We start from the raw sequence: 20,459 nt of genomic DNA on the forward strand, positions 1-20,459 counted from the left end.
TTTGTAGGGGACTCTTGATTTGGTTGGTAATAAATATTTAAGTAATGTCTAATGATCGATTTTCGGCTATATCAGCGAGGCAACTTATCCAGCCCGTACAAGTTTTTGCGCACGTTAGTACCGTGTGCATATTTTCTTTTCTAAGTCGCAATTTTCCTGTAGCCATAGCAAGCAAAAATTCTCCAGCTGCAGCTCCAGCAGGGTCATTATGATATTTTAGCCATTTCAAAAGTAATCGTTCCATATCATGGCTCATTTCTGGACTAACACTGTAGTTCAATTCTGTTGGATATGCGGCACGTAGTATTGCCGCTTGTATGACGGGATCATTATATCGGGTGAATGTTTCGGGGCAAATCAGCGCATGTTGAAATAAGCCAGTTTGTAGACTCGTTTCATCTGCTTTTGATGCCGCTGTTCGGGAGGCTTGAAGCAAAGCTGCAATTGAAAGTAGGACGGAACCCCCAAAATTGTTTCCTTCGATTTCGTTACTACCAGTCCAGAGAAAAAAACCTGTTGACAAGGGCAATGGTTTTTCTTGAGCAGATGGTAAAAAAACGGACTCTTCATCGAGAGTTTTGCAGTCCTCTAGTAAGCGAGTTCGGTTAGCTATCGCTGTCACGTTTATACATCTTTCCTGCATTACGATATCTAACTCATGAAGGATATCAAGTTCGGTTGACCATTGCATGGTCGTGTCCAGTCTGCCAATGGGTAAGGCAAATTGAAACTTGAACTCGTAGCGGCTATCAGCTGTTGCAACCGACGCTATGTCGCTTTTCAATTGGGTCAAATGCGCCTGAGATTCAGGTAGTACAGCAAGTGCTAGAAATAGACGTGGACCTTTGGGTTGCTTATGCCGTAAAAGTGCACTGATCTGTTTTAGGATAAATCCATTGCCGATAATTGGCGCTATAACAATAATGCTGCATTGCTTTAAGTCTTGCTGGATTGGTTGGCTTGACCTAGCTAAAGCGTCACTGCTTAATACAATTACTTCCGCGCTTGGAGTAATTTCTTTTAGTATATCTAATGTACGTTCCGCGAGATATTTTGCTGCCTGAGTAGTTTCTATCGCCGAAGGGCCGTCTGGAGACGGGTAAATGACAGCGATAGGTGACGGGGAGCTATAATTTTTTAGCCAGCTCTTCAATAGCGAGTCTGTGTTCGACTCTTCTGGAATACACGCCATGTCGATTAACTTTTGAAAATCAAACGAAATTGACCATCGTGAGCGAGCATCAAATCTACCTCGTGCGATCTTTACAACGTGTTTTTTTGCAATTCTAGTTAACGTCTTCTTTGCCGTTTCATCTAATGTTTTGTGAGCTAATCGAACACGTTTGGGTTTTGCAGGTTGGCTTAAAAAACGCTCTCCCACGATGCTAATTGTTTCCGTACCTGGTGGAATTGACGAAATATCAGTTTGAAATTGGTCGCGTAGACCGTTAAGCGCGGGACGCCCTTTTAACTGACGCGGCACCAATGAAACGCTCTTCGAGTTGTTAAATTGTGTAGCCGCCTCCTTATCGGAGGGCGTTAGTTTTAGTAACGTCCAAATTTCAGTTTTTGGTGTACCGATTTTCTTTATTATTTTTTCTGCTAACCCTCCAGAGGTTGAAGCTGAGATTATTACAAATGCCGGACGTCTGGGCGGATTCCATTGTTTAAGTCCGTCGTAAGACTTGAAACTCTCGATTCTATACAGGATTGAGTTGTTGTTATTTATCGAATGAAGTTGACGTAATTTTTCTGCTATCGGCCAAACACTCATCGTATCCAGGTAAATAGTTACTGCACCCGATTCGAGTATTGTCGAACTCTCACACCAATCGTGAAATGGTTTTAGCAAACGTAAAGCAAGCATTTCGATGCAAGTCGTTGACTGAAGAAGTGCTTCGGCTCTTATGAAATGACTCGAGAATCGAGTGGATAGTTTATCGAAGTATGTGCCAGGTGGCGCAGGAATAATGACATCGCTTTCTTCAATTTGAAATTCTATATAAGCTTGTACTGCACTGTAGAAAAATTCGGTTAGGTCAACTACTTCTGTATTTTTATTATTTATCTTGACTATGCGGCCGGTAAGATCGAAGCCTGCTAATATAACTTCACCTTGCCCACCAGGGCCATATAGTCTGTCTAACTTCGATATGTACCCATCGTTGACAGTAGTCAAGGTATCATAAAATTCTTTCATGGCATCAGCGTGCCCAACAATTAAAGTAGTGGGCGGGGGAACATTGGATTCCATCCAGCTCACATATGCGTCATCTATTGAGCTAGCATCAGGTGTGTCTAGACCAAGAAATATAACAACACAATCCGTATTTAGGACGGTTTGTAAGGGGTGATTTTCGAAAGAAAATACGTGCATATTTTTGTTAGACTGGCAGGAGAATTGAGTAGGATGTTCCTTCAACTGCGCTAAGCGGTTCTTTGCTCCAAGGACGAAGGAAAAATGCAACATCGCTGTCTTCAGTAAAAACATGGGTGCCATCATCAAGCGTATGTTGCATTGCTTTACCCGTTTTCCCCAAGCCTTTCGATTTCTGTTCAACATCCCTGATTGCCGACTGAGTCCCAAATAGATAGGCGAGACGACCAGTTCTCAGTCTCATAAATCCATTTTTTTCTTTCAGCATGCGAGCGACTGAAAAAAGGCCAATGCCTCGAATAGTACTATGTGAAGACGTTGCCCATTTTTTAAAACAGTCGACGATGGCATCCTCTTCTTCTTTCAATGTAATTTGATCTAGCTTGCTGATGAATTTTCTTTCTTGTTCACTAGAAGCTAGCCAGCGCCTTGCTAGGCCGGGGCCAGCATCGACAACTGAAAGTTCAATAAAGGTATTTCGCTTAATTGAACGTTTGCGTGAACTTGAGGCCCCGCCATCGGATTCACCATGCTCAAGTAAAGTGGTCTGTAAGTAATTTTGCAGATGATGATTTGATCCACCAAAATTTGCTGCATTGTCATCGTCTATGTCTACTAAACGAAAACTCAAAACGCGAAAACTTTTTCCTCGACGGTATTGCGTTCCTCTTTCGTCTGTTCTAGCCCACCAATCTGCATTTTCCATAAGTTCTTTTACGAGTTGGGCAAGAGGTGCAGAGATTTCTCGTAGGCGTTTCCCTGTCCATTTGGGCGCTAATTGAGACAAGATGTCTTGCACGAATAAACGTACATCCGGATAAGGCCGGACCACCATTTTTCCTTTGACTTCATGATAGAGCGGTTGAATGAACTCACGCTTGGCACCTTGCACGCAAACTAAATTTGCTCTCATTTGTGGAGAAGCGTGTGTTTGCAAAAACTCATAAGAGTCCATAGCGTCCAAATACCGAGAAAAAACAAAGCTCTCAGATTTAGGAATTACTACCCCTTTTGTATCTAATACGTGAGCGGCCATAATCCAGCCGCATAAGATGTGCATATTTCCGAGCGTATTCAGCAGAGAAAATTCGTAACCGTCACTATCTTTAGCAAGGCCTTCTAAGCATACAGAAAATGTTTCCCCTGCAATACGAGAGGCAGACGCAATAAGTTGCAGTAAGGTTGCCTCAACGCAAAATGGAAGGAGGGTAGGCAGGGTAGTTGGCAATTGCAACAGTGGATCGCTTACAGGATCCCAATCTGCATACGCGGTTTCTAAACTATCTACGGTTAGTGGATCAGGCAACTTCATGCGTTTCCTTGGTTATTAATAAAATAATAATCGGAATTTGAAAATAACGCGAGTTAAATGAATTGGTGCAGATCGCTAATTACAACGAAAATATATGGAGAATATTTGGGTGCGGGCATGCTAATTCGCAACGTGATATTAATTTGAAGTCGAAATGCGTTATTAATGAATATCTTTGTAAGAATTGTTATTTGAATTACGTCTATCCGGTGCTACTGTAAGAAATGCAGTTATTGCAATTGGTCTTCTTCGCTTATTAATTTGCTTAAATGTGTTGGTTATTGTGTATAACTGGTCATATTTTGTATGCTTCGAACGAAGGCAGTAAACCTACAGGCGAACGCCGTAGGTTCAAGTGAGTGCAAATTTGTGTCTGGGATTGAAGAGGTAAGTAAAACTAAAAATCAAGCCAGGCTGAGTTCTTCAGCTTGTTCTTCTTCGGGCACGTTTTCCAGTGCTTCCATCAGGGCGCGGTCAACAACCTTGTCGAGTACCAAAATCTTGGCACGTTTTTCGCGGAAGGTTTGCTCAAGCTCTTCAGCAGAAACCTGGAAAGTCTTGTCCTTGTCACCCGTGGTGAAGATGTACAGGCTGCGCATGGGGCTGACCCATGCCAGTTTGACTTTGTTGGTACCGCCGGATTTTTTTGTAAATTCCAGCCACACACCGCGTTCCAGTTCGGTGACAGTGTCCACATGTTCGTCAGCAGGTGGTGGTGGCTCTTGTTCGACCTTGCTTTCAGCTTCGGCGCGTTTTGCCAGGCGACGTTCGGCAGCTTGTTGCGCAACTTCGACGGCGATTTCAAGCTGACGCTCTGGTGACAGATCCAGCGGTGCACGTACGATGGAGGCGTGGCATTCGGCCAGTTCGGCAAAGAATTGCACACGGTCGACATCTTCCCACTTGATCAGGCTCAGCCATTTGTTCAGGCGTGCCAGGATGGCGGGCAGGCGGTTCAACAATTCCTGGCGCTGTTGCAGAGTGATCTTGGGTTTGACGCTCCAGATCAAGTCATCCATGGTTTTAATGGCGTCTTCAACGGCATAAGGTTTTTCTTCCTTGACGCTGTAGGCCAGGGTCAACACCTTGGTCCAGCGGCTTTCCAAAAAGGTTTCCACAAAGGCGACCACTTCTCCGGTACCAACGCGCAACGCCACTTCATGGGTGGCCGCTATATTGGCCTGTTTAACCTTTTCTTTTTTCAGCGCCGTGTTGATCGGTGCCTGTAAAGCCTGGGATGCTTCTTCTTCCTCTTTCTTGATGAAAGATTCGAGGTCGTTGACAACTTCATCGAAGAGCGCGATTTCCTGGTCAAACTCTTGCTGTACGCGATGTACATTACGCTGCATGGTCTGGAACAGCGGATCTTGCTGACCCTTCTTCTGATCCCATGCCAAGCTGTAACGCGACAATAATTCAATCAAGCGACGCGCAGGATGGTCTTCCTGGAAAAAGAATTCCTTGTCCAGCAGCGCTGCTTTCAGTACAGGTATCTGTAAAACAGAAATCAGTTCCTTGATCTGCGTCGGGATGGCCTGATTGCGGAAGACGCTATCAAACACCTGCGACAACAAATCAAGGGTATTTTTTTCTACACCGGTATTGGCCAGTTCGGGCATTTGCTCGCGCATTTGCGACAGGCGCAATACATCTTGCGCACCAGCCATCAATTGCTGCAGCTTGACGCTCTTTTGCAAATCAGCCAGTTTCTGGAACATCTGGGCACGCGCTGCCACCTGTTGTTCGCCACCAGTTGCAAAACCAGAATAGGGTGTTGCTCCGTGATCACCGGCAGACATGCCTGCACCGTCGCCAGCCATGCCACCTTGGCCACTACCCATGCCACCAGAGCCACTCATGCCACCACCAGCACCTGAGCCGCCACCTCCGTTACCACCGCCCTGGTTAAATTGAGCACTACCATCATTGGCAGCGCCTTGGTTACCACCAGACAAGAAGCTACGCAGCTTTTGTGCAACATCACCAGGGGTTGCTGCTACGGGAGATACTTCTTTGCGTCGTTCAACATTGCTGCGACTGCGGCGTATGCGGAAAGACTCGTGCAAGTCCGGCAAGATACCCTTGGCGACCAACGCTTCATTCACCATGTTTAATATAGGTTCAAGATCAAACAGAATTTCGGCGCGAAGCAATGGCAATACCAGTTCGTGGGTATTAATTTCTGGATCAAATTCACACCAGGCTGCATAAATGGTGTGCAGGAAAACTTCAGGACGGAAAGGGTTTTGTGCAATGCTTAGCGCTTCATTGTCCATCAAATGGGCAAAGCGCATGTTTAGTGCAGCATATTGCTCGGCGCTGTCCAGTTCCAGTGTGCGGCTAGCGCGGCTCAAGGCCAGCTTCTTATCCATTTCTTCATACGTCACCAGGCTCAGGGCGATATCAACGGGTGATGCAACAGCGCGCACACCCTGTAGCAGGGCATCGATTTCTTTGCGGAAGCTTTTCTCAAAGCTGCAAGAAGTCAGGTAATAAAAGGCGTAGGAATTCTTCTTTAGTAATTGACCAGCATTGAAGCTCAAATTGGCTTCACGCGGATCCATACTGTGTTCAGACAGGGCCAGAAAGGCGTTTGACAAGCGTGCTGAAAAGGCATCCAGTTGCGACACGACCAAATGCGTAGCCAGTGGAATTAAACCGCGCAAGACCTCGTCCCGGGACTGCAGGGCAGGTCCGGTAGATACAGGCTTGTTGACGGAATTCGACATGGTAGCGATAAAATCAAGGTTGTTTTGCTAATACTTGAATTAAAAAACAGCAAAAGCCAGGAAAAATCTGCAGTCAGCAGGATTCCTAGCAAAGTCTGCAGGCCCAGGAAACGAATATGGCAAGCTTACAGGCTTCAAACAGATGCACAAAAACTAAGCAGTTCAACGGAAACACTTTATTACCACCTGATTAAGATTTCAGGCTCATAATTCAGACAGGCATTTTTGGTAATGTAGTTCCACTATATACCGTTAATTTCCACATGGAAATGTTTGAAACGCAATTTCTGCGACATTTTTAATGTATATCTTGTGGCGCACTGCTAAAAAAGAATCCTGTTTGAGAATACTCCCTAAAATTGCTTGTCAGAAATATACTAAACACATACTTTTCTCAAGTTTGCTCTAAAATAGCAGGCTTAGCCGGGTTTACCCTATTTCAAACGCCGTTTTTTACTTTTGGTTTCACTTTATTTCCTTAACGGCGCATGCAAAACATTTCTTTATGACAAAAAAACAAGCAACTGCAAATCATTTGGAAGCATCTGTACCAGCTGGCATGACATTTGAAGCTGCGATGACCGAATTGACGGCACTGGTTGCCAGTATGGAAGCGGGTGAATTACCCCTCGAGGCTTCTGTAAGTGCTTACCAACGCGGCTCTGAATTGATTAAATACTGTGCAGCCCAACTTGACAAGGTAGAACAGCAAGTCAAGGTGCTGGAAGCTGGAATGCTCAAGCCTTTGAGCATTGATGGCACAGAGGATGTGGCATGAGTGAGGATTTTCGCAACTGGATGCGACAAACCCAGGCCGAATGTGAAACCAGTCTGGCGCGTTTTCTGCCTGACGAAAACACTGTCCCGCAACAATTGCATGCAGCCATGCGCTACGCCACACTGGATGGTGGCAAGCGCGTGCGCCCATTGCTGGTCCATGCCGCCGGGCAGTTGTTTGACGGGCCTGCAGATCTGTTGAGCCGGGCCGCTGCTGCGGTCGAAATGATCCATGCCTATTCGCTAGTGCATGACGACATGCCTTGCATGGATGACGATGCCCTGCGCCGTGGCAAGCCCACCGTACACGTCAAATATGACGAAGCAACCGCGCTGCTGGTAGGCGACGCCCTGCAAGCACAGGCGTTTTTGGTTTTGTCCGAAGGTGTTGACGGTGATGCCACCAACCGGCTGGCCATGATGCGCTTGCTGGCAACAGCTGCTGGCTCTATCGGCATGTGCGGCGGTCAGGCGATTGATCTGGCCAGCGTAGGTATTGCCCTGAACCGTGAACAGCTGGAGCAAATGCACAGGTTAAAAACCGGTGCCTTGCTGCGAGCCTCTGTGTTGCTTGGCGCGATGAGTGGTAAAGCCCTGTCGCCACAAGAAAATCAGGCACTGGATCAGTACGCTGCTGCCATAGGTCTGGCCTTTCAGGTGGTGGATGATGTACTGGATGCGACTGCTGATTCAGTTACTCTGGGCAAGACTGCAGGCAAGGATGCAGCAGACAACAAGCCCACCTTTGTCAGCCTCATGGGCTTGGATGCCTCACGCGCACTTGCAACGCAACTGTGCCATGATGCGCATGCTGCACTGGCCGATTTTGGTGAAAAAGCAAGGCTCTTGCATGAACTGGCAGACCTGATCGTACAGCGCCAGGCTTGAAGACAACTTATCACATCGAACGGTGCGCGTGGCGCACTCTACGGGTCTGGCAAGAGTTTTAATGTAAGCCGGTGAAAATTGGCACTGTCCTGAAATGTGAGTAATTTGCAGTAGTGTAGGGTGCGCCATGCGCACCGGGTCAATCGATTGAATAAAGCAAGCGGTGTGGACAGCACACCCTACGGGTAGTACATGAGGCGGTTTTGTGTAAGTCCTGAATAGAAGAATGCGATAACTGTTCTGACCATCGTTAAGTTTTTGACATAATGAATGATCAGACTTGTTTAGCCAAGTAACGAAAATAACAATGACGACTTTATTGAACACCATTAATTCCCCTGCTGACCTGCGTGGTCTGTCACGTCAGCAACTCAAGCCGCTGGCTGATGAATTGCGCCAGTATGTGCTCGATTCCGTTTCCAAGACGGGCGGCCATTTATCGTCCAACCTTGGGACGGTGGAGTTAACCATTGCCCTGCACTATGTTTTCAACACGCCTGAAGACCGGTTGGTGTGGGATGTTGGTCATCAAACCTATCCGCACAAAATACTCACCGGTCGTCGCGACCAGATGCACAGCCTGCGCCAGTTGAATGGCATATCCGGCTTCCCGCGTCGCGTCGAAAGCGAATACGACACCTTTGGTACCGCCCATTCATCGACTTCCATTTCCGCCGCGCTGGGCATGGCCGTGGCCGCCCGCACCAAGGGTGAAGACCGTCATGCGGTGGCCATCATCGGCGATGGTTCGATGACTGCAGGCATGGCCTTTGAAGCCATGAACAATGCCGGTGTGAATGATGACATCAACCTGCTGGTCGTGCTGAATGACAATGACATGTCCATCTCGCCGCCGGTAGGCGCATTGAACCGTTATCTGGCCCGTCTGATGTCCGGCAAGTTTTATGCGACTGCGCGCAATGTCGGCAAATCCGTCCTGCCATCTCCGGTGCTGGAACTGGCCAAGCGTTTTGAAGAACATGCCAAGGGCATGATCGTGCCGGCCACCATGTTTGAAGAATTCGGTTTCAATTACATCGGCCCTATCGATGGTCATGATCTTGATTCCTTAATACCGACGCTGCAAAACATCAAGAACCTCAAAGGCCCGCAGTTTTTGCATGTGGTCACCAAAAAAGGCCAGGGCTATAAACTGGCAGAAGCTGATCCGGTTTTGTACCACGGCCCGGGCAAGTTCAATCCGGCAGAAGGCATCAAGCCTGCTGCTGCGCCAGCCAAGCAAAGCTACACCCAGGTGTTTGGGCAATGGCTGTGCGATATGGCTGCGGCTGACGACAAACTGGTTGGCATTACGCCTGCCATGCGTGAAGGTTCAGGCATGGTGGAATTTGAAAAACAATTTCCCAAGCGCTATTACGATGTTGGCATTGCCGAACAGCATTCGGTCACATTTGCCGGTGGCCTGGCTTGTGAAGGTTTGAAGCCCGTCGTCGCCATTTATTCTACTTTCTTGCAGCGTGCTTATGATCAACTGATCCACGATGTCGCCCTGCAAAATCTGGATGTTACCTTTGCACTGGACCGTGCTGGCCTGGTAGGTGCCGACGGTGCCACCCATGCCGGTAACTATGACATGGCCTACCTGCGCTGCATCCCCAATATGGTGGTCATGGCCGCCTCAGATGAAAACGAATGCCGCCAGATGCTCAGCACGGCCTATCAATACCCTGGCCCTGCCGCCGTGCGTTATCCGCGTGGTGCGGGCATAGGTGTGCCGACTGATAAAGATTTGAACACCATCCCCTTGGGCAAAGGCGAAATCAAACGCCAGGGCAAACGCATTGCCATCCTGGCGTTTGGCTCCATGGTTCACCCGGCATTAAAAGCGGCAGAACAACTCGACGCCACGCTGGCGAATATGCGTTTCATCAAGCCGCTGGATGTGGAACTGGTTACATCCCTGGCTGCCAGCCATGACATACTGGTGACCGTAGAAGAGGGCTGTACCATGGGCGGCGCAGGTTCTGCCGTGGCAGAAGCACTGGCCGAAGCTGGCATCACCAAACCCTTGCAGATACTGGGTTTGCCCGACAAATTTGTTGACCATGGCGACCCGGGTTTGCTGCTGGCGCAATGCGGGCTGGATGCAGCGGGTATAGAGCGGTCAGTGCGGGCACGGTTTGGTGATTAATGTTTGCTTAGGACCAAAAGGCTCACCACAGAGACACTGAGGCACAGAGAACGGCAGAGTTTGTTTGTGGCTGCACTGGTGCATGGCAATGTGTCCTGGTGGCTGCCCTGATTATTTCCGGCAATGTTTGCTTATAAACGCAAACACATCTTCAAACCAGATATCACTGCCCCGATATGAAAAGCTATGGCCGTCCTTTTCTGATTTGCCAAAGGCGGGGTAGATTTTCATTTCAGCAGTTTTACCCGCCTGCTGCATTTCTGCGTACAGCACTTTGCTGGGGGCAAGATCATAGTCGTTCTCTGCCTGAAAAAAGAATAGGGGGGCCTGGGCTGATTTGACTGCGGTCTTCATGACATCTTGCAAGGCAGTCGCCTTGCTCCAGCTTTCTGCCCCACCAGCGGCATCAACTGCCGCACAATACGGGTAAGCTGCGACACCAAGCACCGTCTGTATTCCGCCAAAGGATTGGCCAGCTACTGCAATCTGATTCACTTGCACAAAGGATTGCGCTTTTAGCCACTGCAAGGCGGCCAACTGGTCTTGCAAATGATCCGTTGTTTGCAGACGCATCATGGTTGCTACAGCTTCACTCATACCGCCTCGGCGTTGTGCTGCGGCGATTTCATCGCTGATGTAGGGGCCTGCTTTGGCGCTCAAACCCTGGCCCCGGCGATACGGCATGAAAAAGACCCAGCCACGGCTGACAAACAAGGGACCAAGTATCTTGCTGGCTTCGCTGCTCCACATGCCGGATGCGCTGCCGTGGTTATACAGAACAGCAGGGAAGGGACCGTTGCCAGCAGGCTTGTACAATTCTCCACCCAGCACCAGTCCCTGGTTTTCAAAGTGAACAATTTCGGGGGGCGTTATATTGCTACCCGCATCACTGGCATGTACAGCATTGATAAAAAGCAGAGCAACAATAGCGGCGATGCAAAGTTTGATGTTCATGAACGCTTGACGTATAGGGCTGGTTGGTCTGTAAGTCTTATAAAAGGCAATATACAAGCCAAGTTGACGATAAAAATGTCTCGGCCAATGGATACAATTTATTAGAATGCTTTGAATGCCATTTTCATTTGCCAGCAATGAGGGCTGAACCAAAAGAAATCAGCCGGGTAACAATTTGTGGCGGTTCTGGCCAGCACTCACTGCCAGTCATCAGTATTAATCGCCTGCTCCAGGTGACATAGATTCCTTTGTCAAGAATATCTAAACGAGATAATCAGTAAAATCATCCCTGAAAAAGCAAAGCCGGAAAGTGTTAAAAATACGGCCTGTCCTCCCTGTAGTTGCCACACATACCCTGCCAAGGCACTACCAAAAACACCTCCCAATCCAAATGATACGACGGTATAAATGGCTTGCCCTTTTGCGGTAGCATTCTTTGGAAACAACTTGGAAATAAGATGGACAGCGCTTGCATGATACATCCCGAAAGTAGCCCCATGCATTAATTGCGCACAGATCAGGACCAACAGAGATGATGCGCAGTATCCGATAAGCATATACCTCAATATCGCGACACCAAAGCTAAATAGTAGCATCTGCTTCAAGGTGAAATACTTTATCAACCTCGACATGTAGAAAAGAACTGCAATTTCAGTAATAACCGCTGTCGCAAATAAAAAACCTATCATTTGACTTCGGTAACCGAAATCATGAAGATACAGTGAATAGTATGCCCCGTAAGTACTGTGTGCCGCTGCCATCAGAAAAGTAGCGCCAAGAACCAGAATAATATCTGGCTTTCTCCAAAGTTCTTTCCACAGGAAGATTTTTTGAGAGTCAGGGTGAAGTTGCGCAAGCGAATAACCTGGAGCATTTTCAATGCGATAGAAGCTAACCAGTCCAATCACCTGCGTCACTATCCAGACATACACCAGGTTGCCGGCGTTATATGTTTCCAGCAAAGTACCTGCGATTGTCACTGCAAACAAGTAACCGATCGATCCCCACAATCTGACACGCCCATAAAATGATGTTTGGTTTTCCAGTTGCTGGATGGTCAAGGCATCCAAAAGCGGGGTTACGCCACTCCAGAAAAAACTCATCAAAAATAAGATCAGACTAACACCCGCCAGGTCAAATTGACCACCAATAAAAATCAGGCAACCCAAGCTCCCGAGGTAGGTGAAAAAAATGAGCCTGGCCGTGCATCGGTATTTGTCAGCCAGCCAGCCCCAAAAAAGAGGTGCAATCACTCTCGGGCCAACAAATGAAGAGATCGCCACACCGATCTGCCACGGTGTAAAGCCCCTGGCTTGCAAAAATAGAGCAAGAAACGGTAAAAAAACACCTATGAATAAGGAGGAAAAAAAGTATGGCAAGGCAAGCCTGGTATTCACATCTATTTTTCCTCACATTGTTTACCGGCACAAAACCTGGATACTGCACTTACCTTGATGCTCCTGGTTCGATTATATTTCCATCATCGACAAGTGCATATGCAATCTCATTGTAAAAAAGCACAGTTTTTGCCAGCCCGTTCACTTACTTTACAGCCTGTGCAACACTTCAAACGCGTACATATCATTGAATCGGCAAAATTCTACCGTGGGTATTTGAATCTTACGTTTCAACCCGGCTATTTTTTGCATGCACTCTTTGGTCAGCTGCTGTAACTGCTCTGCTTCGGTGGCCGATAAATAATGATGAATATAGCCTAAGGTCATATGGTATTGATAACGATCGTGGTCCTTGTCACGAATACCAGTTATTTCTGATAGCTCATCCCTTATCGTTCGCAAACGCAGCTCAGTTGCTTTGTCCGCCGGCTTGAATGGAATGTGTAATGTCCCTTCTTTTTTTAGTGAAGGAACTTCATCAACGACAAATTCGAATGGAGCATACTGCTTCTTCGTCAATCCTTGCAACACCTTTGTCATTTCGTCTGTGATTTTATCAATGGGGGTGGCTCTATCCAGGTCATGATGCCATCTGGCCGTGGTCCGGTCTTCATCATTGACACCGACAAATACGGTGATGTGATAGCTGGAAGGCGGTAATAAAGCTATTTTGTCTTTGAAAGAGTATTTGGGAAAATTCCGGTATGCAGTCAACAAGGTATCGAATCCCTCGAATCCTTTTCCCTGTTGTTCAATATGTCCAATAAAAGTATTACCCGCGAAGTGCTCGACCGTGCCGTCTTCGTGAAATTTTCTATTTACATCTTTTGGCATCTGGCCAGATGAATCCCTTGCAGCATTATCTGCGTTGTATGCAAGACTGGATGTAGCCTGCAAAGCAAGTGCGATAGATCCGGTAGCACCAAGAAACTGCCTGCGTGTCACTATATTCATATTTTCTTTCATTATTCTTTTCCAGGAATTAGCTGTTGGAGTGGATGTCGGTGCTACATTTTGTAGTTCAATCCAAACAGAACAGTTGGTGAATATTTGATGGCGGATTGCACATATTCCTGCGAATTCCCGTAATTATCCTGGATACCATTACCTGTGATATTGAGTACATTCAGTGATATAGACAGCTTCTTGCTAATGTCATAGCTGGTTTGTAAATCTACGTTATTTGTTGATTGCTGATAGCGATTGGCGTAAAAACCGGCTGGCGTGAAATTGGAAAATCTGTCGTCCCAGAGTTTGCCGAGGTGATTCCAGGCCAGTTTTGCATGCACGGAACCTTTTTCATAAAAAATAGCAATATTCCAAATCTCTTTTGGTTGCTCAGGTAAAACACCTAGTGTTCGTGTAGAGCCATCACTCAAGGTCACAGGAAAGCTTGCACGGCTGAATGTCGCATTGGCGCTAATGCCAAAACCACTGAGTAAGGGGGAGATAAAGTCGAGATCCTTGGATAAACCTATTTCCACACCAGCCAAATTCGCCATGCCTGATGCATTTCGTGCTTTCGTCACCAGTACAGAAGTTGGCACGCCATTGATAGATACCGTTTCAGTTTGGCCATAGGTAAATATTTCGTCGCGAATTTGTTTATAAAAAGCAGCTACGGAAAAAATGCCCCGCTCGCCATCCAGATACCATTCATGCCCAATATCAAAATTATTCGACTGTCGCGGTTTCAAATCAGGATTGCCCTGAGATAAAGTAAAGCTGGAACCATTGCTGACCAACGCACCGCCATGGGTAGCCATTTGGTCGAAGCGCGGGCGACCTATAGTTTGAGAAAGCCCCAATCTGAACTTGCTCGTGGCAGATGTTTCATAAGTGGCAGCAAGTGAAGGCAACACGTTGCGATAAGACTGCTCTGAACTGGTAGGGGAAAATACACCACCTGCCGATTGATATCCGGTTGAACTAAAGTTAGTTTGCTCTATGCGGACACCGCCTGCCACCATCAATTGATCGGTTTTATATTGACTTTGCATATATGCCGCTTTGACATCTTCACGGATGCCGTAAGTGCCACCATACTGTCCAGTCGTATCTACCGTCGCAGTCGCTACCCCACGGTTTTGATTGAAGGTATCTCCTGCTTTGTTTTGATCAATCATGATCAGTGGGGAATTACAATTCAACCCACAATTATTTGCGCTGCTGACTACATTGGATAAGTTGTAAGGCATCCCTGCATAAGTGGTGCGCGTGAGTACGGTATCCGAATCAGTAGAAACCAATCGTACCCCAGCAGAGAACCCCCAGCCCCGGCTGGACTCCCCCATGTTGAAGCGCAGATTGGATTGCACATCGCGTACATTTTCTGCATAGTCAGACATGTTCTCGTCGCGATGATAGACAAGCGCGTATTTCGAGATGTTACTGGCGTTAGCGGAATTGACCGGAGTGAAAGTGACCAGAGGAGAACTCCAATCATAGTTATATCCAAGATTTGTTTGTTGAAAACGATCCCAGGTTTGTGGATTATTCACTGTTGAGCGAGAAGCACTACCCCGCACATCTGCGATCATTTGCGGGGATATGTCGTACTTGAGTTCACCATTTATGCCAAACAATGCTCTATCGAAGCGCAATTGACCGAGCTCTACGATCTGATTGACAGAGTTGAGCGTACCACTGGTTGATGTTTGATTTGAGTCCGTCGAACTACTGTTCACGGACGCAAGTTGCATGTTGCGATTGGAGATTTCACGCTGCTTAAAATAATAAGTACTCGCGTGTCCACTCAAAGGCCCTTCAGGTTCCCAGTCTATGCGTGCTGTCAAACCTGCGCGATTGCGGCTGTTATCGTAGTTGTACCAACGCCGCTCAGTAGGAACTGCAATTCCGGTCCCTGAGTATGGGGTAGAGACAAGTGTACCTGCACTGTTGTACCAGTTTAAGGCACCGCCGTGTTCAATCTGGGGAACATTCATATCCCGACTCCAGTAACTTCCCGTCAAGATAAAACCCAGATCATTTGATGACCCTATTCGTTTGGCCCATACAGCCTGTGCTTCACCTACAGGCGTCTTACCTCCATGTGCTGAATCCATCAGATTGGCACCCAGCTTCCCGGAAACATTAAATGTGTTATCCGGCAAATTTAAGCCACTCGCTGTCACCATATTCACAACACCACCAACGGCTGCACCGTCGACTTGCGGAATGAAGCTTTTGATTACGTCAATTCTGTTAACAAAGTTGGAAGGAAAAAGTTCCATCAGCATTTGGCGGCCGCCGACATCTGCACTGGCCAGACTGTAGCCATCTATTTGCGTCGCGTTATAGTTCGCATTGAGGCCACGGACAATAACAAAGCGTGGCTCCCCCTGGTACAGCAAAGTATTAACACCCGTGACCCGTTTTAAGGCGTCACCTACATTGAAATCTGGTAGTTTGCCTATGTCGTCGGATGCGGTTGTGTCCATTGTCAGCGTAGAGTCACGTTTCGCCGCGATATTTCTTTTGATTGAGGAACGTATTCCGGTAAGACTCACAGTACTGATAGCGGGCGCTGAGGCGACTTCAGTGCGGCTGTCAGAATTATTGCCCTGACCCGTATCTACCTTGTCTTCCGCACGTGCCGCCATGTTGGCCAGCAGCAGTATTGCCAGCGCAATTGGTTTGAGTCGATAGTTTATTGCGAAAGCCTGTTGTGCTGGAGAAGGAAAACCCATCATCATGGTCCTTAGATAGAAAGAAATAAAAAATACTTTTAGCGAGCGGCGCTGAAGAGGCCAGTAAAATTTTTCGAAAAATAGGGAAATCTGAGTAATTAGAATATATTTTTATGAAAAACCAATATAAATTAGAACGTTCTAATTTAGTGAACTCTATAATTAGAACGTTCTAATTTCAAGCACTTTACAGTCGAATTGTGACTAAAATATGACAGCAAGTGAATTTCCGGGGTGGTTTAAGAAGCTTTGAAAGTTTGAATTCATCAAGTATCTATAGACAACATGCCCCTTTATAAAACAAAATCCACCAACTAATTATATTCAACGGATATGGTAAAAAGAACCGATCGCCTGACCATCAAAGATGTTGCGCAACTGGCAGGTGTCAGCTTTCAAACAGTTTCGCTCGTTATCAACCATCCGGAAAAAGTTGCTGAAAAAACATTGAAACGGGTGCAGGCCGTCATCCAGTCCGTCAATTTTTCCCCAAGCATGGCTGCCCGTTCGATGCGGCAAATCCGGACTAAAACCTTGGGCTGTATGTTTTTTGGCGAGCGAGCCTCTTACGATGACCGGATTTTTCAGGTTCAGGATACGTATTGGAATAGTGTGGTCCAAATGCTTGGCAGAGTTGCCGATTCAAAGGGCTATACTTTGCTGCAACGCCATCAATCAGGTGATGACGCATCCATGCTGGCTGAAATTCGGGAGATGTTCAATTCAGGGCGAATAGACGCAATGATCGCGATTGTGGAAAACACTTCACATCCTGTCTTACTGCAACTGCAGCAAGATGGGATGCCGTTTGTTGTTTTTGGGACCCGCGATCCATCTTTTCCCAATGTGACCCAGTCGAATTACGATGTCACAGGAAAAATTGTGGATCATCTGTATGCAGGTGGGTGCCGACGGATTGCCTTTATTTCTGGTGCACGCAATGGCAAAACGAATCAAGACGTCAATGAACGTATTGCAGGGTACAGCGATGCGATGAAAAAAAATGGCTTACGGCTTGAACGCAAATGGATGCAGACTGGTGACTGGTCATTTGCCAGTGGGTATAGCATTGCTCAGCAATTGTGTTCAAAGAAAAGTCGGCCCGACGCATTAATTTTTGCCAGTGATCGCATGGCCTTGGGCGCACTGAAAGGACTTCATGATCTGGGTATCAACATTCCTGACGAAGTGAGCGTGGTTGGCTTTGACAATATGCAGTACGACGACTATTGCATTCCCCCACTAACCAGTGTGCACTCTCCGGTGTTAGATATGTCGTTGTCTGCCATGGACATTTTGCTTAGCCATGTAGAGGATTCTGCTCCGCTGAAAACAGAGCAGTTTGTTTTTGAGGCAGACATTGTCGTCCGTGAAAGCACTCGCCCGATTAAATCAAAATAGGCGACAGTGACACCTCAGGTCGGGCAATGCGTGCAATCACAAATGGCACAAGGCAAATTGCGACATCGGAGTAAAAAATTTCCTTCAATCAAAGTGAAAAGTCCGCTATTTTGATAGACTGGCAATCCAGTTCAATCAACAACTAATTTAGTGAGACAGGCATGCGGCTTATCCTTATCATTATTGTCGTCATCGTTGTCTTGGGGAAGTTGCTTGCTTAGTCAGTGATGAAAACGGTCAAAGACGAAAAGAAAGAACGTAGTATTGCTGCTGCAGTGGAAAAGACCAAAGGCGAACTACCTATAATAGTTGGTGGTCGCGTCCAGTTCGACAAGATCGAATATGCAAACAATGTAGTAAAAGTGTATGGCAAACAGTGGCCAGGAAAGAGCTGACAGATGAAGAAAAAGAATTGTTGAAAAACATGACCAGACAAAGCTATTGCCACGGCAAAATGCAAGGCTGCTCAGATTCGAAGGTCACCGTAGAATACAACCTTGTGACGCAACCTCACACGTTGGAATATTTGCACACTGAAACCTGGACAATGGCCTTCAAACCTGAAAACTGCGTTTAACGCGACGAAATGAAGTGCCAGTCTTCGCGTGCTGTAGAAATGTCCGCATTGACTGCCTGACACTCAATAGGGTGACACCTGAACGATACAATATGATTGTCATGATCTTGCAGAAAGAGGCAATATCTTTTGAACTGCTGCCATGATTTCAAAGAAATAATTTGTGAATGGCTTATGCAGAAATGGATCGAACGATCTGGAAAGGAAGCTGCTTCATGCAAGAAATATCTTTTACCGGTGGCGCTCGTATTGGCTGGGTCAATGCTTCGTGGCCGTTTGCCAAGCTGAGTATTTCGCGACAAAAAATTGTGCTGACGACTATCGGGAAATATGAATTCAGCCCCGATCAAGTCGTTTCATTTGAACCCTATGGTGTAATCCCTGTCATCTACAGTGGCATACGCATCAACCATAATCGCCTTGATTATCCCGGTACGATCATTTTCTGGTATCCCGGGCGGCGCGGTAACGTACTGAATAGCTTTGCAGAATGTGGTTTTCAAGCCAGTGGTAAAGCTTGTGCAAGACCGCGTGGTTTGCCCGTGCGCTGGAGCGTGCTTATCGCCATCATACTCATATGGAATGTGCTGTTCTTTCTTGATGCACCATCTCTTAATCATCGCGCTGAACTTGGTATTTTCCAGTTAATCGCACTGGTATCTGCATTTGTATTTACTACAGCTGCAAAATTATCAACCCGGCTTCAAAATATAATCATGCGGGAAGGTCGATACTTTAGTGAAGTCATACAATTTTTCGGGATGGTGCAATTGCTGACGGGTATGCTGACGTTGGTGTTTGGATTGAAGTATTTTCTGAGATAAAGCACGAAGTTCGGATTCAACAACAAAACTATGATTTGTCGCTGAATATATCTGGATTATACCGTTTCCAGATTTCCATCTCCTCTTTAATTGGTAACCCACTCAAGGGTTGCCAGTTTGGCGAAGAAACCCATTCTATGCATGTTTCAAGCATCGATGTTATCGAATGAAAATACATATCGATGCCTTGAAATACGCGGATGACGGGATGTTCCATCGATGCGCCGAAAAGATGCGCGCCGCAAGCGACGACATCCCATGATCCTTGGAACGCAGAAATGGGCAAACAAGCCTTGAGATCTACGTGGTCTTGTTCCAGTGAAGAATAGATGCCGTAACTTTCCTGGATACTTTTGTATTCTTCTACCGCTTCTTCCAAAGAGATAAAGTCATTGTCGCGAAAACTAAAGTTCCGATGAAGATCGGGATCAAATTCGTTGATATGCCCGTTTCTCCACTGATAAAGCTCAATGACATCATCCGGCACAATGATGTTCAAGGGAGCCACAATTTCCAGAATTTCTGTCGTGGTAAGACCGGGTCGCAGGTTTTCTCGTACAGCGATCCCTTTTGCTTCATAAGCGTCTGCCAGCTGATTACATAGTTCGGTGATGGTTGGCATGTAGTAAGTCAGGCGATGGCGGTTGGGTTAATAAGCGTAGCTGTACGACATTTCGCTTAAACAACAGGCCCGAAATCGCGCCACGCTTAGCTTACTCAGGACTCCTTTTACCGCTTATCGCTCCCTTTCCTTCTCCCACAACACATCACTCCCCCCCGCATAACGGTTCAACACCCGCGACAACACAAACAGTAAATCCGACAGCCTGTTCATATACTGCCTTGGGGCTTCATTAATTGTTTCGGCAGCACCGACGCTGACGATGGCGCGTTCTGCGCGGCGGCAGACTGTGCGGCAGACGTTGGCGATGGCTGCAGCGCGTGAGCCGCCGGGCAGGATGAAATCTTTGAGTGGTGGCAGGTCGGCATTGTATTTTTCCAGCAGGGCGTCCAGTCTCGTCACCTGGGCTTCGGTGATCATGGTGTAGCCGGGGATGCATAGTTCGCCGCCCATGTCGAACAGGTCATGCTGGATGGAAACCAGTTCATGTTTCATCTGGTCGGGCATGTCTTCGCACAGCAAGACGCCGATCTGTGAGTTGAGTTCGTCTACGTCACCCATGGCGTGCACGCGCAGGGCGTCTTTGGCGATGCGGCTGCCATCACCCAGGCCGGTGGTGCCGGCATCGCCGGTCCGTGTTGCAATTTTTGAGAGTCGATTACCCATGGCACATGAAATAAGATGAGAAGTTGGAAAGGATACGGCAAATTCTGGCCGGACACAGCATAATAGAGTGCATTACGACTAGTCTGGACTGCAT

The 20,459-nt window shown here is 47.1% G+C and carries 15 protein-coding genes; 6 read left to right on the forward strand and 9 right to left on the reverse strand.

Translation table 11 applies throughout. From position 1 onward, the window contains the following. Positions 1 to 37 precede the first annotated feature (37 nt). From AC1RVX_RS11405 to AC1RVX_RS11415, 3 genes are all read right to left on the reverse strand, one after another. Positions 38 to 2,491, reverse strand: a complete 2,454-nt coding sequence (locus AC1RVX_RS11405; RefSeq protein WP_493216717.1) for a hypothetical protein — start codon at positions 2,489 to 2,491, stop codon at positions 38 to 40. Beyond that, positions 2,385 to 3,689, reverse strand: coding sequence for a hypothetical protein (locus AC1RVX_RS11410; RefSeq protein ID WP_493216718.1), 1,305 nt, complete (start codon positions 3,687 to 3,689; stop codon positions 2,385 to 2,387). The genes AC1RVX_RS11405 and AC1RVX_RS11410 overlap by 107 nt, the downstream gene beginning before the upstream one ends. A gap of 404 nt (positions 3,690 to 4,093) precedes the next feature. Continuing rightward, a complete protein-coding gene (locus AC1RVX_RS11415) occupies positions 4,094 to 6,418 on the reverse strand; it encodes a DUF1631 family protein (RefSeq protein ID WP_493216719.1) in 2,325 nt (774 codons plus the stop codon). Between the two features lie 505 nt (positions 6,419 to 6,923). Here AC1RVX_RS11415 and AC1RVX_RS11420 point away from each other — a divergent pair. The 3 genes from AC1RVX_RS11420 (at position 6,924) to dxs (ending at position 10,235) form a co-directional block, all read left to right on the forward strand. Next, a complete protein-coding gene (locus AC1RVX_RS11420; RefSeq protein ID WP_493216720.1) occupies positions 6,924 to 7,196 on the forward strand; it encodes an exodeoxyribonuclease VII small subunit in 273 nt (90 codons plus the stop codon). Then, positions 7,193 to 8,083 carry a polyprenyl synthetase family protein gene (locus tag AC1RVX_RS11425; protein ID WP_493216721.1) on the forward strand — a complete coding sequence of 297 codons (891 nt, stop codon included), beginning with the start codon at positions 7,193 to 7,195 and terminating at the stop codon, positions 8,081 to 8,083. The genes AC1RVX_RS11420 and AC1RVX_RS11425 overlap by 4 nt, the downstream gene beginning before the upstream one ends. A gap of 307 nt (positions 8,084 to 8,390) precedes the next feature. Beyond that, positions 8,391 to 10,235 (forward strand): 1-deoxy-D-xylulose-5-phosphate synthase, encoded by a 1,845-nt coding sequence (gene dxs, locus AC1RVX_RS11430; RefSeq protein ID WP_493216722.1) that lies wholly within the window; start codon positions 8,391 to 8,393, stop codon positions 10,233 to 10,235. Between the two features lie 111 nt (positions 10,236 to 10,346). On the opposite strand, the gene AC1RVX_RS11435 is transcribed toward dxs, so the two are convergent. From AC1RVX_RS11435 to AC1RVX_RS11450, 4 genes are all read right to left on the reverse strand, one after another. Beyond that, on the reverse strand, positions 10,347 to 11,189 hold the full coding sequence (locus AC1RVX_RS11435) for an alpha/beta hydrolase family protein (protein WP_493216723.1): 843 nt from the start codon (positions 11,187 to 11,189) through the stop codon (positions 10,347 to 10,349). A 251-nt stretch (positions 11,190 to 11,440) separates the two neighbouring features. Continuing rightward, positions 11,441 to 12,586: an MFS transporter gene (locus AC1RVX_RS11440; protein WP_493216724.1), complete on the reverse strand. Its 1,146-nt coding sequence runs from the start codon at positions 12,584 to 12,586 to the stop codon at positions 11,441 to 11,443. A 150-nt stretch (positions 12,587 to 12,736) separates the two neighbouring features. Continuing rightward, complete coding sequence (locus tag AC1RVX_RS11445; RefSeq protein WP_493216725.1) at positions 12,737 to 13,552, reverse strand: DUF1868 domain-containing protein; 816 nt, start codon at positions 13,550 to 13,552, stop codon at positions 12,737 to 12,739. Between the two features lie 41 nt (positions 13,553 to 13,593). Then, positions 13,594 to 16,281, reverse strand: coding sequence for a TonB-dependent receptor (locus tag AC1RVX_RS11450; RefSeq protein WP_493216726.1), 2,688 nt, complete (start codon positions 16,279 to 16,281; stop codon positions 13,594 to 13,596). 327 nt (positions 16,282 to 16,608) lie between these two features. Here AC1RVX_RS11450 and AC1RVX_RS11455 point away from each other — a divergent pair, with 327 nt between their 5' ends. From AC1RVX_RS11455 to AC1RVX_RS11465, 3 genes are all read left to right on the forward strand, one after another. After that, entirely contained in the window at positions 16,609 to 17,676 is a 1,068-nt protein-coding gene (locus tag AC1RVX_RS11455) for a LacI family DNA-binding transcriptional regulator (RefSeq protein WP_493216727.1), read from the forward strand. 227 nt (positions 17,677 to 17,903) lie between these two features. After that, positions 17,904 to 18,071, forward strand: coding sequence for a hypothetical protein (locus AC1RVX_RS11460; RefSeq protein WP_493216728.1), 168 nt, complete (start codon positions 17,904 to 17,906; stop codon positions 18,069 to 18,071). A 349-nt stretch (positions 18,072 to 18,420) separates the two neighbouring features. Then, a complete protein-coding gene (locus AC1RVX_RS11465) occupies positions 18,421 to 19,077 on the forward strand; it encodes a hypothetical protein (RefSeq protein WP_493216729.1) in 657 nt (218 codons plus the stop codon). A gap of 28 nt (positions 19,078 to 19,105) precedes the next feature. Here the strand turns inward: AC1RVX_RS11465 and AC1RVX_RS11470 are convergent, their stop codons facing one another. Beyond that, positions 19,106 to 19,699 (reverse strand): SMI1/KNR4 family protein, encoded by a 594-nt coding sequence (locus tag AC1RVX_RS11470; RefSeq protein WP_493216730.1) that lies wholly within the window; start codon positions 19,697 to 19,699, stop codon positions 19,106 to 19,108. 114 nt (positions 19,700 to 19,813) lie between these two features. Continuing rightward, positions 19,814 to 20,365 carry a cob(I)yrinic acid a,c-diamide adenosyltransferase gene (locus AC1RVX_RS11475; RefSeq protein ID WP_493216731.1) on the reverse strand — a complete coding sequence of 184 codons (552 nt, stop codon included), beginning with the start codon at positions 20,363 to 20,365 and terminating at the stop codon, positions 19,814 to 19,816. Positions 20,366 to 20,459: the final 94 nt, after the last annotated feature.

The sequence above is a fragment of the Undibacterium sp. GW821-FHT11B02 genome (assembly GCF_058808955.1).

Coding starts and splice junctions, on each gene's coding strand:
- AC1RVX_RS11450 (WP_493216726.1), bottom strand. CDS start 16,281: ATGATGATGGGTTTTCCTTCTCCAGCACAACAGGCTTTCGCAATAAAC.
- AC1RVX_RS11420 (WP_493216720.1), top strand. CDS start 6,924: ATGACAAAAAAACAAGCAACTGCAAATCATTTGGAAGCATCTGTACCA.
- AC1RVX_RS11410 (WP_493216718.1), bottom strand. CDS start 3,689: ATGAAGTTGCCTGATCCACTAACCGTAGATAGTTTAGAAACCGCGTAT.
- AC1RVX_RS11460 (WP_493216728.1), top strand. CDS start 17,904: ATGAAAACGGTCAAAGACGAAAAGAAAGAACGTAGTATTGCTGCTGCA.
- AC1RVX_RS11470 (WP_493216730.1), bottom strand. CDS start 19,699: ATGCCAACCATCACCGAACTATGTAATCAGCTGGCAGACGCTTATGAA.
- AC1RVX_RS11475 (WP_493216731.1), bottom strand. CDS start 20,365: ATGGGTAATCGACTCTCAAAAATTGCAACACGGACCGGCGATGCCGGC.
- AC1RVX_RS11405 (WP_493216717.1), bottom strand. CDS start 2,491: ATGTTTTTACTGAAGACAGCGATGTTGCATTTTTCCTTCGTCCTTGGA.
- AC1RVX_RS11435 (WP_493216723.1), bottom strand. CDS start 11,189: ATGAACATCAAACTTTGCATCGCCGCTATTGTTGCTCTGCTTTTTATC.
- AC1RVX_RS11465 (WP_493216729.1), top strand. CDS start 18,421: ATGGCTTATGCAGAAATGGATCGAACGATCTGGAAAGGAAGCTGCTTC.
- AC1RVX_RS11445 (WP_493216725.1), bottom strand. CDS start 13,552: ATGAAAGAAAATATGAATATAGTGACACGCAGGCAGTTTCTTGGTGCT.
- dxs (WP_493216722.1), top strand. CDS start 8,391: ATGACGACTTTATTGAACACCATTAATTCCCCTGCTGACCTGCGTGGT.
- AC1RVX_RS11455 (WP_493216727.1), top strand. CDS start 16,609: ATGGTAAAAAGAACCGATCGCCTGACCATCAAAGATGTTGCGCAACTG.
- AC1RVX_RS11425 (WP_493216721.1), top strand. CDS start 7,193: ATGAGTGAGGATTTTCGCAACTGGATGCGACAAACCCAGGCCGAATGT.
- AC1RVX_RS11415 (WP_493216719.1), bottom strand. CDS start 6,418: ATGTCGAATTCCGTCAACAAGCCTGTATCTACCGGACCTGCCCTGCAG.